We start from the raw sequence: 13,183 nt of genomic DNA, 5'->3' as shown, positions 1-13,183 counted from the left end.
GCACTTGAAATTCAATGTGCGGTCATTTTTTTAGCTGTTTTGGATTACTTCACTAATCCACCACTTGCTTGTAAATCGGCATGGTAGGAGGAGCGAACAAATGGGCCACAAGCCGCGTGTTCAAAGCCCATTGCGTTGGCTTTATCACGGAACTCATCAAACTCTGCTGGAGGCACATAGCGAGCAACCGGTAAGTGATGGCGACTTGGTTGGAGATATTGGCCAAGTGTAAGCATGGTTACGCCATTTACACGTAAGTCTTTCATCACTTCAAGAATTTCTTCATTGGTTTCACCTAATCCAACCATTAAGCCGGATTTCGTTGGGATATTTGGGAACATTTCTTTGAAATCATGAAGTAATTTTAAAGACCATTGATAATCAGCACCAGGACGAATTTCTTTATATAAACGAGGCACATTTTCCAAGTTGTGGTTGAATACATCTGGTGGATTGTCTTTTAACTTTTCTAAGGCTTGAGTAATACGTCCACGGAAATCAGGCACTAAAATCTCAATTTTAATACCAGGATTTAATGCACGTACTTCTTTTACACATTCAGCAAAATGGCCAGCTCCACGATCAGGTAAATCATCGCGGTCAACAGAGGTAATCACCACATATTTCAACTTCATATCTTGGATGGTTTCAGCTAATTTACGTGGTTCATCCGGATCGGGTGGTAAGGGTTTACCATGTGCAACGTCACAGAAAGGGCAGCGACGAGTACAAATTGCGCCTAGAATCATAAAGGTTGCCGTGCCATGATTAAAGCACTCGTGTAAATTTGGACAAGAAGCTTCTTCGCATACAGAATGTAGGCCATGACGACGCATCCCGTTTTTAATCGTTTCGATCTTTAATGAGCTAGACGGCAATTTGATCTTCATCCATTCCGGCTTTTTCAATAATTCTTGGTCAGGATCGATATTTTTAACAGGGATAATTGATGTTTTGGCTGCATCGCGGTATTTTACACCGCGTTCCATTTTAAAAGGCGTTGACATTGTTCTTTCCTAAAGAAAAATGCCTGATTCAGGCATTTTTAAATGTGTTATAAAAGTGAATGTTATAAATTTGTAACATTATAGCCCAAAAGTTCGGCAAAGTGTTTAATTAATTTGGGGGAAACCTTGTCAAGAGTAGCCTCTTCTTTACCAATAAAGTCAGCAAGCTGACACATTTCAAGCCCTGCATAGCCGCAAGGATTAATATAATGGAAAGGATTGAGATCCATATTGATATTAAATGCCAAACCGTGGAAAGAGCACCCTTTACGGATACGTAAGCCTAATGAACAGATTTTTTTGCCGTCAATATATACGCCTGGTGCATCGGGTTTTGGATAACCTTCAATGCCATAGTCTGCGAGTGTTTTCACAACAGATTGTTCAAGTGCGGTCACTAATTGACGAACATTTAAATGTTCATGACGTTTAATATCAATGAGCACATACATCACCTGCTGACCTGGGCCATGATAAGTAATTTGACCACCGCGATCTGATTGAACCACAGGAATACTACTACTGTGTAATAAGTGTTCTGGTTTGCCGGCTTGGCCTTGCGTGAAGACAGGGTGATGCTCGACAAGCCAAATTTCATCAGTTGTTTCTGCATCTCGATTATCGGTGAATTCCTGCATTTTATGCCAGATCTCTTGATAATCTTGTAATCCTAATTGACGGACAATTAAATCTGTTTTGTTCATCTTAGATAACCATTTTGACACCTTCCACTTTAGCAAGCTCTTTGTAAAGGGTTTCTACTTGCTCAAAGTTTTGTGCCACGATATCAATTGAAACAGAATTATAAGTGCCTTTACTACTGCGTTTTTCCTTTGGAATATAATCACCCGGTAAATATTTTTGTATCACTGCTACGATGTCTTGCGCTAAACCTTCACGGTTAACACCTGCGACTTTAAATGTCATTGCAGCGGGGAATTCCATTACTTCTTTTAGCTTTTCATAATTGTTTTCGGTTGTCATGTTGTTTCCTTAATTTAAGAATAAGGTGCGTGAATCAGCTAAATTTACACACCTTACGAATTTATTGATGTGATATAAATGGGGAAGTGCGGTTAATTTTCAAGGCCTTTAATCAAATAATCCTTTGATTGTTAACACTAACCAGTCCCAACCTTTACCGAAGAAACCACCTTCTTGCACGTCTTCTAATGCTTGAAGATTAACAATTGCCACATCCTTGCCATCTAGTTGATAAACGATTTTACCAACAACCTGACCTTTTGTTAAAGGTGCTTGTAAGTATTTGTTATCTAATTCGTAACGTGCTTTTAAATCTGCTTGTTTGCCTTTTGGCACAGTAATAAAGCCATCTTGTAATAAACCAAGTTGAACTTCACCTTTATCACCGTAGTAAACCGATTGTGTTGAAATTTTTTCATTGGCTTTGTGGGCTTTTAATGTTTCAAAGTTAGCAAAACCCCATTGTAAGAGCTTTTTGCTTTCTACTTCACGACCTTTATAGGTTGGCACGCCCATCACAACAGAAATCAAACGCATATTATTTGGACTTGTCGCCGATGCAACAAGGTTATAACCTGCTTGGCTAGTGTGACCTGTTTTCATGCCGTCTACATTAATGGTTTTGTCCCATAGTAAGCCGTTACGGTTAGGTTGTTTGATTTTGTTAAAGGTGAAGTCTTTTTCTGCGTAGATTTTATATTCTTCAGGTAAATCACGAATAATATGTGCACCAATAATCGCCATATCACGAGCAGTTGAATATTGGTTTGGATCGTCTAAACCGTGTGGAGTCGTGAAGTTGGTATTTTTTAAGCCAAATTGTTGAACGTATTTATTCATGGTATCAACGAAGTTAGCCACGGTACCAGAAATATGTTCTGCCACTGCGACACAAGCATCATTACCTGAAACAATGATAATCCCTTTGTTTAAATCACCTACGGATACTTGTTGATTTAAATTTAAGAACATTTTTGAAGAATCTGGGAAGTTTCTTCCCCAAGCACTTTCGCCAATGGTGACCATATCTTCATTATGAATTTTGCCTTGTTTTAATGCAGCACCCACTACATAGCTAGTCATCATTTTAGTTAATGAAGCAGGGTATTGGCGTTGATCTGGATTAAGTGATGCAAGTACCGCACCAGAATTATAATCCATTAACACATAGGTTTGCGCATTTACTTCCGGTACAGCAATACCGTATTGAAGATCTTCAGCTGCAGCGAATGTTGAGGCAGCCATTAATCCCGAGAATAGAACAATTTTTTTCAATTTTGCAGATTGTTTTAACATAGTTTTTCCTTTAATAGCGTATTAGTTTTTATAAGTATAAACGATTACTGGTTGTCCATTGGTCGTTTTTTGTAATTTTGTTTTTAATTGATTAACATCAGCTTGATCAGCTAACGGACCAAAATGAATTTCGTAGTTTTGTCCATTTTGGTTAATTTCTGCCTTTATGCCGTCTAGATCGAGTCTGTTTATGATGCTTTCGGCTTGATTTTTTGACGACACTGCGAGAAGTTTTAGCTTGAAGACAGTTTTTGCATCGTTTGTGGTGGTGTCTAAGTTTTGATTTTTTTTTTCGTTATTTTTATCGGTGACTAAACGATCACTGGCTTCTTGTGTTTTAGCATGCTTAGCTAATGTTTTTACGCCTGCACCTGAAATTTGACCTTTATGATCCACATGTAACGCTTCAATTCTTACTTGTCCTGTACCACGAGCAATAAGACCCAATTCTTTCGCAGCAGAATGGGATAAGTCAATGATACGTTTCTCACTGAATGGACCGCGATCATTAATCCGCACGATCACTTTGCGATTATTATGCAAGTTTGTGACAACTGCATAAGAGTTTAAAGGCAACGTTTTATGGGCAGCGGTGAACAGTGCCGAATTATAGCGTTCACCATTAGCTGTTTTACGACCATTAAATTTATGGTGGTAATAGCTTGCTGTCCCTTCTTTTGAATAGGATTTCGCTTCATTACCTTGCGTGGTGTATGTTTTACCATTCACTTCATAGCTCTGTGGCGCTTGAACGGTCGTGGTAATAGACAGTGAATCCCCTTGAATGCCATACATCTTCTGTGTATTAGCAAAAGCGGCAATACTTGTACCAATTGTTAAGGTGAAAAGTGCGGTCGTTTTTAAGATGTTTTTTAATGTCATACTTATTACTTTCAAGATTATCGGTGTTCTCTATAAGAAAGCCAAAAGGGAAATTAGTTCCCTTTCATAAAGCGAGGCTTGTGAGTATGAATGGACATCACTAAACCAAAGCTTGCCATAATGGCTACATATGAAGTACCGCCGTAGCTAAAGAGGGGTAAAGGTACCCCTACAACAGGCAAAATACCGCTCACCATACCGATATTCACGAAGACATAAACAAAGAAAATCAGTGTGGTGGCACCGGCAAGAATGCGTCCAAAAGAGGTTTCTGCATTCACTGCAATTATTAAGCCACGGATAATAATAAACAAATAAATTGCCATCAGAATAAGAAAGCCGACCATTCCATGTTCTTCACTCATCACGGCAAAAATAAAATCAGTGTGTGGTTCAGGCAAAAACTCTAATTGGGATTGTGTCCCTTGCATCCATCCTTTGCCTGACATACCGCCTGAACCGATGGCAATTTTGGATTGCAAAATGTGGTAACCCGCCCCAAGCGGATCTTTCTCTGGGTCAAGTAAAGTTAATACACGCATGCGTTGGTAGTCATGCATTAAATACATCCACATGATAGGAATAAATGCCGCTAAGCCAACTACCGCAGCAAGAATAAGCCACCAACTCATCCCTGCTAAGAATACCACGAATAAGCCCGATGCACTAACCAGAATTGATGTTCCTAAGTCTGGTTGAATGGCTACAAGTAAAGTTGGTACCATAATCATGGCGATAGCAATAAAGGTTTCGCTCATTTTAGGGGGTAATGGACGATTACCTAAATACACGGCGACCATTAATGGCACCGCGAGTTTGACAATTTCAGACGGCTGAAAGCGAATAAAACCAAGATCTAACCAACGCTGTGCTCCTTTACTGGTTGTACCGAAGGCATCAACTAAAATCAGCATAATAAAACCAACCAAATATAAATAAGGAGCCAGTCGCTGATAAAATTTAGGGGGGAGCTGTGCCATAATCATCATGACAACAAAACCTAATATGACCTGAATGATACGGTTTTGGAACATGACTTCACTGGCACCAGATGCACTATAAAGCACAAGCATACCATAGGCAGTAATGGCAGCTAAACCAATAAATAATAAGAAATCAATATGTAAGCGTTGCCATAATCGCAAGCATAAAGGCACTTTTTCTTCCATTATTCATTCTCACTTGGTTGGGGTTCTTGCGTTGGTACGTCTAACTCAGTTTGGTCCGTCATCTTTTCTTTTTCAGCATTTTGTTGACGTTCAATTTGCGGCAAGCGTTTATTTAGGTAGAAATCCATAATTTGACGTACAATTGGCGCGGCATTACTTGAGCCGCCCCCCGCATTTTCTAAAATAATCGTGACAACTAATTTCGGATCTTCGTAAGGTGCATAAGCAGTGAACCAAGCATGGTCATGCAATTCTTTTTTCAATCCTGCAGCATTATATTTTTGGTTTTCTTTTAAGCTGAATACCTGTGCAGTACCGGATTTCCCAGCTACATGGTAATTGGTGCCGACAAAGGCTTTTCGTCCTGTTCCTGCACCAGAATTCACCACGTTAAACATCCCTCGTTTAGCGGCATCCCAATAAGCTTGTTTCGGATCAGTAATATCCTCATATAAAAGCGGGTCTTGATAGGGCTCAATGATAGAGCCTTCTACTGATTTCATTAAATGAGGCGTATGTATTTTCCCGTTATTAACCACGATAGAGGTGGCTTTTGCTACTTGTAATGGCGTAGCCGTCCAATAACCTTGTCCAATCCCTACAGAGATTGTATCGCCTTGTACCCAAGGTTTTTTATAACGTTTTTGTTTCCATTCTTTACTCGGCATATTGGCCGTGGCTTCTTCTTGGATTTCAATACCTGTCGGCATACCAAAGCCAAAGCGTTTCATCCACATGGAGAAACGATCAATACCTAAATTAAAGGCAGTTTGATAGAAGAAGGTATCCGATGATTCTGTAATGGCTTTATTTAAATCTGTATAGCCGTGCCCTGATTTTTTCCAATCTCGGAAACGCTTTGTAGAGTTTGGAAGCATCCAGTAACCAGGGTCAAAAATGGTAGTATGAGGCGTAATCACCCCTTCCGTTAATGCTGCAACAGCAACAAATGGTTTTACTGTAGAGGCTGGTGGATAGACCCCTTGTGTTGCACGACTGTAAAGTGGGCGAGCAGGGTCGTTTAATAAGCGTTTGTAATCGCTAGCGGAAATCCCATCCACGAATAAATTATTGTCATAACTCGGTGTGGAAACCATCGCTAACACGCTGTTATCTTTCGGATCAAGCACGACAACAGCACCTTTTTGCCCTGAAAGTAATGACATAATATAGCGTTGCAAGGCTAAATCGATAGTCAGATGAATACTTTTACCCGCTGTGGCTGGTTGCTCACGTAATTTACGGATAACTTTCCCGCGGTTATTGATTTCCACTTCTTCAAAACCCGTCGTACCGTGGAGTTGTTCTTCGTAATAGCGTTCAATACCCAGTTTTCCCATATCAGTGGACCCTGAGTAGTTAGCAAATTTTTCTTCTTTTTTTAGGCGTTCAACATCTCGGTCATTAATACGCCCAACATAACCCAAAATATGGGTCATGGTTTCACCATACAGGTAGTTTCGTTTGAAATAAGGGCGAACATCAAGGCTTGGATATTTATACTGGTTTACTGCAAAACGGGCAATTTGTTCTTCCGTTAAACTTGGTTTGAGTAAAATCGGCGTATAACGTGTACCGCGACGACGTTCTTTTTTGAAATGCTCAATGTCTTCATCAGTTAGCCCTACAACATATCGCAATTCTTCAAAAGTGCGGTCTAAATTTTCTGTTTTTTCCGGCACGATATATAAACCGAAAAAGGTGAGGTTTTCTGCCAGTAATTCGCCGTAACGGTCGTAAATTAATCCACGAGTAGGAGGAAGCGGAAGTAATTTAATACGGTTACCATTAGAGCGAGTTTGGTACATGTCGTAATTTACCACCTGGAGATGGTAAATATTGGCAAATAGTACGCCGCTGAGAGCCAAAATACCGATGAATGCTACCAATGTTCGACGCGCAAACAAGTTCCGCTCCGCTTTTTTATCGCGGATCGGTTCGTTGGTTGGGGCAGAAAAGAATTTCTTTAAATTCATCGGTAATGTAACGTGTTATTCTCTGTGATAAGGATGATTTGTGGTTAGCGACCAGGCTCGGTATAAGCTTTCTGCCACCACAACACGCACTAATGGATGTGGCATTGTGAGCGGAGAAAGTGACCAGCTTTGTTCCGCCGCAGCTTTGCATTCAGGGGATAAGCCTTCCGGCCCGCCAATAAGCAAGCACACATCACGACCATCATTTTTCCAGCCTTCTAGTTGCTCTGCGAGCTGTGGTGTTGTCCAAGGTTTGCCTGGGATATCTAATGTCACCACTTTACCTTTTCCGCAAGCGGCTAACATTGCTTTGCCTTCTTGCTCTAAGATTCGTTTAATGTCAGCATTTTTGCCACGTTTGCCTGCAGGGATTTCAATCAGTTCAAAAGGCATGTCTTTAGGAAAACGACGTTGGTATTCTTCAAATCCAGTTGTCACCCAAGCTGGCATTTTTGTGCCCACAGCGATTAATGTGATTTTCATCCTTTTCCCTTTCAAAAGACAGTCAAAATTGACCGCACTTTATGACCAAAGTTTTTCTAACTGATACATCTCACGTGCATCACGTTGCATAATATGTACGATAGTTTGACCGAGATCGACCACGATCCAATCAGCCGTATTACGACCTTCTTCACCAAAGGTCTCATAACCGGCTTTTTTACATTCTGCAATAAGGTTATCGGCCATAGCGGACACTTGGCGGCTAGATGTACCAGTACAAATAATCATATTTTCAGTAATCGATGATTTGCCTTTTACATCAAAATGCACAATTTCGGTGCCTTTTAAATCATCGAGTTTATCAATTACAAATTCAACTAATGACATTTCTTTTCCTATTTGAATAAAGCGATGAATTCTATCATTGAATGAGGGAAAGGGGTAGGCTTAGGGTGGATTTTATTTGAATTGTTTTATGGTTGTAACAGTGCTTGGCATAAACATTGGGGCAGTGGTAGTGCCCCAAGTTTGAAAGGGTATTAAACCCATAAAAGAATCGCTAACAATTGTGGTGAAATGATCCGCAGGAACATTGTGAGCGGATAAACCGTCGCGTAGGAAAGGGATGCTGCACCACTTCCTTCTTTCAGTTCGTTTGCGAAAGCGAGCGCTGGCGGATCAGTCATCGACCCCGCTAATAAACCACAAAGTGAAAGATAATTTAATTTGGCATATAAACGCGCAATAACACCTACAATCATTAATGGTACGAGTGTGATAAAAATACCGTAGCCCATCCATTCAAGACCAGAACCATTGGTGAGTGTGTCTACAAAGCTACCGCCAGATTTTAAACCCACCACAGCAAGGAAGAGCACAATACCAATTTCTCGTAAAGCTAAGTTAGCACTTGGCGGCATAAACCAATAGAGTTTACCGATGGAGCCAATTCGAGCTAGAATTAACGCGACGACTAATGGCCCTCCAGCTAGCCCTAATTTTAATGCCACCGGGAAGCCCGGAATATAGAAAGGAATAGATCCGAGTAACACCCCTAAGCCAATCCCAATAAATACCGGTAACATTTGCACTTGTAGCAGTTTTTGTTTAGCGTTCCCGATAACTGAAATGGCTTGGTTGAGAATGTCGGTTTTACCAACCATGTGCAATACGTCACCGAATTGAAGGGTGGTATGGGCTGTTGGCACCAATTCCACACCTGCACGATTTAAACGTGAAATGACGACACCGTATTTTTGATGAATGCCGAGATGACGAATTTTTTTACCTAATACTTTTTCATTGGTAACCACAACGCGTTCAGAACGAATTTCGCCACTCAAGCTTGCGACCGGAACATCAACTTCTTCCCCGATAATAAGATGCATTTTTTTCAAGCCTTCAGGATTACCAACTAAATGCAAAATGTCACCAAGTTGAACATCGGTATCCGCTTTTGGCACAATGACTAATTCACCTCGTTTTAAGCGAGAACAAACGACATCTTCATCATCAAAACCTGGAATCTCAATCAAATGGATGCCGTTGAGATTGGCATTGGTGACTTTTAGAGAAATGCTTTTGAGCGCCTCTTTGTCGTGGCCACTTTCTTTTTCAAAATTCGCCGCTTCTTCATCCACTTTAATTTTAAAGAAAAGGCGAATAAGCCACATAGAAAGTAAAATGCCGCAAATTCCAAAAGGATAAGCCATCGCATAGGCCATACCCATGTTAGATGTCGTTTGCGACATCCCTAATTCAGAAAGAATTTGCTGACCCGCACCGAGAGATGGGGTATTTGTGACCGCACCCGAGTAAATACCAAGTGCGACATCAAGAGGAATATCGGCAAACTTATAAATGAGAATCGTCACTAACGCACCGAGTGCAACAATTAAGATTCCTAACCCATTTAAGGTTAATCCCGATTGCCGTAAGGAAGCAAAAAAGCCAGGACCTACTTGAATACCAATCGTATAAACAAACAGAATTAAGCCGAACTCTTGCACGAAATGTAATGTATGACTATCTAATTTAATGCCATATTGGGTAGTAAAATGGGCAACCAAAATACCACCAAATAGCACGCCACCAATACCTAATCCTACACCTTTAATTTTAAAATGCCCGATCCATAGACCAATTACGGCAACGAGGGCAAGCAAACTAATGGTAATCGCAGTTTCACTCATACCGACCTCTAATTTATTAAAAATTTAACTATTTTGGATTATAACAATTTGATTTCCTACCCGCTTGTAACAAAGTCAAAAAATGTTATCTCTATCACATTTTTTCTTGCTTAAAAATAAACACCGCCTAAAATGACCGCACTTTTTTGATTTTATAGGTTGATTATGGATTACGCTCAAGAGGCCATTAATTCGCTTTTATGGATAGTAAAAACTCTAGCGATGACGGCTGTTGTGTTTAGCTTTGGTATTTTCTTATTAGTCCGTTTTACCCACTGGGGTAAACAATTTTGGCAATTTGCTGGTGGGTATCTTTCACCACGTCGAAGTATTAAACCTTTGCTATTTTTCTTGTTAATTGTGGCGATGACATTGGTCAGTGTGCGTATTAGCTTGGTGCACTCCGAGTGGTATAACAATATGTACACATCCTTACAGGAATTTAATGAACCAGTGTTTTGGGATCAAATGGTGCTGTTTTGTGTGATTGCCACAAGCTCTGTCATGACGGCATTACTTAGCTATTATTTAGAACAACGCTTTTCTATTAATTGGATTGAATGGTTGAATAGTCAGTTAGTGGATAAATGGATGGATAATCGTGCGTACTACAAAACGCAGTATGTTTCCGCTAACTTAGATAACCCCGATCAACGTATTCAACAAGATGTGCAATCTTATGTGAGAACCTCGCTTTCCTTAAGCACTGGTGTGATTGATGCTGTCACCTCGATGATTTCTTACACGATCTTATTGTGGGGATTAGCGGGGCCAATGATGGTATTTGGTACTGAAATTCCTCGTATGATGGTGTTCTTGGTGTTCACTTATGTGATTATCACCACCGTGATAGCATTCCGTTTAGGACGACCGTTAATTATGTTGAATTTCGTCAACGAACGCTTAAACGCTAACTATCGTTATTCTTTAATTCGTATCAAGGAATATGCGGAAAGTGTAGCATTTTATGCCGGTGAGAAAGTTGAGAGTAGCCAACTTTATAAACAATTCGGATCGGTGATCAATAACATGTGGGATATTGTTTATCGAACCTTAAAATTCTCTGGTTTTAACCTAGTGGTTAGCCAAGTTTCGGTCGTGTTCCCTTTACTCATTCAAGTGGGACGTTATTTCGAGAAGCAAATTAAACTCGGCGATCTTATGCAAACGCTACAAGTATTTGGTAAGTTGCATTCAAATCTTTCGTTCTTCCGTAATTCTTACGATGGTTTTGCCGGATACAAAGCCACATTAGATCGTTTAACTGGCTTTAGTTATGCGATTGATATGGCGAATCGTCAATCTACGTCGCATTTACATGAACACGAAACAGACGTGATCTTTAAGGATTTAAGCATCAGTAATCCATTTGGAAAAACCTTAATTGAGAATTTAAATTTGACGCTGCCAAAAGGTTCAACCCTATTAATCCAAGGTAATTCTGGTGTGGGGAAAACCACGTTGTTGAGAACCGTGGCAGGGCTGTGGGCGTATTCTGAAGGGGATGTATATTGTCCAACCCACCAGCTTTTCTTATCGCAAAAACCTTATTTACCACAAGGTAGTTTATTGACTGCGCTAGCTTATCCGAATGAAGAACAGGCCTTTAATCGTGATGAGATGATTGAAGTATTAAAACAAGTGTCTTTAGGGCATTTACAAGATCGTTTAGATCAAGAACAAGACTGGACACGTATTCTTTCTCTCGGTGAGCAACAACGTTTGGCTTTCGCACGTTTGTTATTACATAAACCAAACGTCGCTTTCTTGGATGAAGCCACTGCGAGTATGGATGAAGGCTTAGAAGATAATATGTATCGACTATTAAAAGAACGTTTACCTAATACAACGGTTATTAGCGTGGGGCATCGTTCAACTTTACAAGCTTTCCATCAGCAACAATTGATGATCTTAGGTAACGGGAAGTGGCGATTCACTGACCGAAATCTCGTATAAAACACCATTAAAATTGATCGCACTTACCTTGTTAGAAAAAATAGTGAGGTAAGTGTGGATGAACAAAGTAAAAAATCCTGTTATCAAACTCAATTTTTTGATACATTTAGGACAATTTTTTTCTATGCTCAGAAATGAGTAATTTTTCACCAAACTAATGACGGAATTCTTATGTTATTCAAAAAAATTCGTGGTTTATTTTCAAACGATCTTTCAATCGATCTAGGTACAGCAAATACATTAATTTACGTGAAAGGCCAAGGCATCGTACTTGATGAACCTTCAGTTGTGGCAATTCGTCAAGACCGTATGGGCGCATACAAAAGTATTGCGGCAGTAGGTAAAGAAGCAAAACAAATGCTTGGTCGTACCCCAAAAAGTATCGTGGCTATTCGTCCGATGAAAGATGGTGTAATTGCTGATTTCTCTGTGACAGAGAAAATGTTGCAATACTTTATCAAGCAAGTACATAGCGGTAACTTTATGCGTCCTAGCCCGCGCGTACTCGTTTGTGTACCGGCTGGTGCAACTCAAGTAGAACGTCGTGCAATCAAAGAATCAGCATTAGGTGCGGGTGCTCGTGAAGTGTATTTAATTGAAGAGCCAATGGCGGCTGCTATCGGTGCTAACTTGCCGGTTTCTACAGCGATTGGTTCAATGGTTATTGATATCGGTGGTGGTACCACTGAAGTGGCGGTGATTTCTTTAAACGGTATCGTGTATTCATCTTCTGTACGTATTGGTGGTGACCGTTTTGATGAAGCGATCATCTCTTATGTTCGTCGTACTTTTGGTTCCGTTATTGGTGAGCCAACTGCAGAGCGTATCAAACATGAAATTGGTACAGCGTACATTCAAGAAGGCGATGAAATTTTAGAGATGGAAGTGCACGGTCACAATCTTGCGGAAGGTGCACCACGTTCATTCAAATTAACTTCTCGTGATGTACAAGAAGCTCTTCAGCAGCCATTAAATGGTATCGTTGCAGCGGTGCGTACAGCGCTTGAAGAATGCCAACCAGAACACGCTGCAGATATTTTCGAACGCGGTATGGTGTTAACGGGTGGTGGTGCTTTATTACGCAACATTGATGTATTGTTATCAAAAGAATGTGGCGTACCAGCAATTATCGCAGAAGAACCATTAACTTGTGTAGCTCGTGGTGGCGGTGAAGCAATCGAAATGATTGATATGCACGGCGGCGATATTTTTAGCGACGAAATTTAATCTCTAAAAGTGCGGTCAGAAAAATCGGCGTTTTTTAATTTGCCTGATTT

At 40.3% G+C, this 13,183-nt stretch carries 12 protein-coding genes; 2 read left to right on the top strand and 10 right to left on the bottom strand.

Features of this window, described 5'->3' with window-relative positions:
* Positions 1-44: 44 nt before the first annotated feature.
* From lipA to QP437_RS00575, 10 genes are all read right to left on the bottom strand, one after another.
* Positions 45-1,007, bottom strand: coding sequence for a lipoyl synthase (gene lipA, locus QP437_RS00620; RefSeq protein WP_285266594.1), 963 nt, complete (start codon positions 1,005-1,007; stop codon positions 45-47).
* A 62-nt stretch (positions 1,008-1,069) separates the two neighbouring features.
* Complete coding sequence (gene lipB / locus QP437_RS00615) at positions 1,070-1,711, bottom strand: lipoyl(octanoyl) transferase LipB (RefSeq protein WP_285266593.1); 642 nt, start codon at positions 1,709-1,711, stop codon at positions 1,070-1,072.
* Between the two features lies 1 nt (position 1,712).
* A complete protein-coding gene (gene ybeD, locus QP437_RS00610) occupies positions 1,713-1,991 on the bottom strand; it encodes a DUF493 family protein YbeD (RefSeq protein WP_285266592.1) in 279 nt (92 codons plus the stop codon).
* Positions 1,992-2,099: 108 nt separating this feature from the next.
* Positions 2,100-3,287 (bottom strand): D-alanyl-D-alanine carboxypeptidase family protein, encoded by a 1,188-nt coding sequence (locus QP437_RS00605; RefSeq protein ID WP_285266591.1) that lies wholly within the window; start codon positions 3,285-3,287, stop codon positions 2,100-2,102.
* Positions 3,288-3,308: 21 nt separating this feature from the next.
* Entirely contained in the window at positions 3,309-4,169 is an 861-nt protein-coding gene (locus QP437_RS00600; RefSeq protein WP_285266590.1) for a septal ring lytic transglycosylase RlpA family protein, read from the bottom strand.
* Between the two features lie 53 nt (positions 4,170-4,222).
* Positions 4,223-5,338, bottom strand: coding sequence for a rod shape-determining protein RodA (rodA, locus tag QP437_RS00595; protein ID WP_014064074.1), 1,116 nt, complete (start codon positions 5,336-5,338; stop codon positions 4,223-4,225).
* The gene (gene mrdA / locus QP437_RS00590) at positions 5,338-7,314 is read right to left on the bottom strand and encodes a penicillin-binding protein 2 (protein ID WP_285266589.1); all 1,977 of its coding nucleotides are present in this window, start codon (positions 7,312-7,314) and stop codon (positions 5,338-5,340) included. The genes rodA and mrdA overlap by 1 nt, the downstream gene beginning before the upstream one ends.
* Before the next feature lie 15 nt (positions 7,315-7,329).
* Positions 7,330-7,797 carry a 23S rRNA (pseudouridine(1915)-N(3))-methyltransferase RlmH gene (rlmH, locus tag QP437_RS00585; protein WP_075875776.1) on the bottom strand — a complete coding sequence of 156 codons (468 nt, stop codon included), beginning with the start codon at positions 7,795-7,797 and terminating at the stop codon, positions 7,330-7,332.
* Between the two features lie 39 nt (positions 7,798-7,836).
* The gene (rsfS, locus tag QP437_RS00580) at positions 7,837-8,145 is read right to left on the bottom strand and encodes a ribosome silencing factor (protein WP_285266588.1); all 309 of its coding nucleotides are present in this window, start codon (positions 8,143-8,145) and stop codon (positions 7,837-7,839) included.
* 152 nt (positions 8,146-8,297) lie between these two features.
* Positions 8,298-9,950 carry a putative transporter gene (locus tag QP437_RS00575; RefSeq protein ID WP_285266587.1) on the bottom strand — a complete coding sequence of 551 codons (1,653 nt, stop codon included), beginning with the start codon at positions 9,948-9,950 and terminating at the stop codon, positions 8,298-8,300.
* Between the two features lie 165 nt (positions 9,951-10,115).
* Between QP437_RS00575 and QP437_RS00570 the strand changes: the two genes are divergently transcribed.
* Together QP437_RS00570 and QP437_RS00565 are read left to right on the top strand one after the other, a co-directional pair.
* Positions 10,116-11,906: an ABC transporter ATP-binding protein/permease gene (locus QP437_RS00570; protein ID WP_111314891.1), complete on the top strand. Its 1,791-nt coding sequence runs from the start codon at positions 10,116-10,118 to the stop codon at positions 11,904-11,906.
* A gap of 171 nt (positions 11,907-12,077) precedes the next feature.
* The gene (locus tag QP437_RS00565; RefSeq protein WP_005695498.1) at positions 12,078-13,133 is read left to right on the top strand and encodes a rod shape-determining protein; all 1,056 of its coding nucleotides are present in this window, start codon (positions 12,078-12,080) and stop codon (positions 13,131-13,133) included.
* Positions 13,134-13,183 lie beyond the last annotated feature (50 nt).

Origin of the sequence: Haemophilus sp. UMB1048 (assembly GCF_030218125.1) — a bacterium.
Classification (GTDB): domain Bacteria; phylum Pseudomonadota; class Gammaproteobacteria; order Enterobacterales; family Pasteurellaceae; genus Haemophilus_D.
The sequence above is the reverse complement of the archived record's forward strand: the minus strand, read 5'-3'. Positions and strand labels throughout refer to the sequence as shown.

Excerpts from the sequence above, each read along its gene's own strand:
- lipB (WP_285266593.1), bottom strand. The coding sequence starts at position 1,711 with ATGAACAAAACAGATTTAATTGTCCGTCAATTAGGATTACAAGATTAT.
- QP437_RS00600 (WP_285266590.1), bottom strand. The coding sequence starts at position 4,169 with ATGACATTAAAAAACATCTTAAAAACGACCGCACTTTTCACCTTAACA.
- rsfS (WP_285266588.1), bottom strand. The coding sequence starts at position 8,145 with ATGTCATTAGTTGAATTTGTAATTGATAAACTCGATGATTTAAAAGGC.
- QP437_RS00570 (WP_111314891.1), top strand. The coding sequence starts at position 10,116 with ATGGATTACGCTCAAGAGGCCATTAATTCGCTTTTATGGATAGTAAAA.
- rlmH (WP_075875776.1), bottom strand. The coding sequence starts at position 7,797 with ATGAAAATCACATTAATCGCTGTGGGCACAAAAATGCCAGCTTGGGTG.
- rodA (WP_014064074.1), bottom strand. The coding sequence starts at position 5,338 with ATGGAAGAAAAAGTGCCTTTATGCTTGCGATTATGGCAACGCTTACAT.
- mrdA (WP_285266589.1), bottom strand. The coding sequence starts at position 7,314 with ATGAATTTAAAGAAATTCTTTTCTGCCCCAACCAACGAACCGATCCGC.
- QP437_RS00575 (WP_285266587.1), bottom strand. The coding sequence starts at position 9,950 with ATGAGTGAAACTGCGATTACCATTAGTTTGCTTGCCCTCGTTGCCGTA.
- ybeD (WP_285266592.1), bottom strand. The coding sequence starts at position 1,991 with ATGACAACCGAAAACAATTATGAAAAGCTAAAAGAAGTAATGGAATTC.
- lipA (WP_285266594.1), bottom strand. The coding sequence starts at position 1,007 with ATGTCAACGCCTTTTAAAATGGAACGCGGTGTAAAATACCGCGATGCA.
- QP437_RS00605 (WP_285266591.1), bottom strand. The coding sequence starts at position 3,287 with ATGTTAAAACAATCTGCAAAATTGAAAAAAATTGTTCTATTCTCGGGA.
- QP437_RS00565 (WP_005695498.1), top strand. The coding sequence starts at position 12,078 with ATGTTATTCAAAAAAATTCGTGGTTTATTTTCAAACGATCTTTCAATC.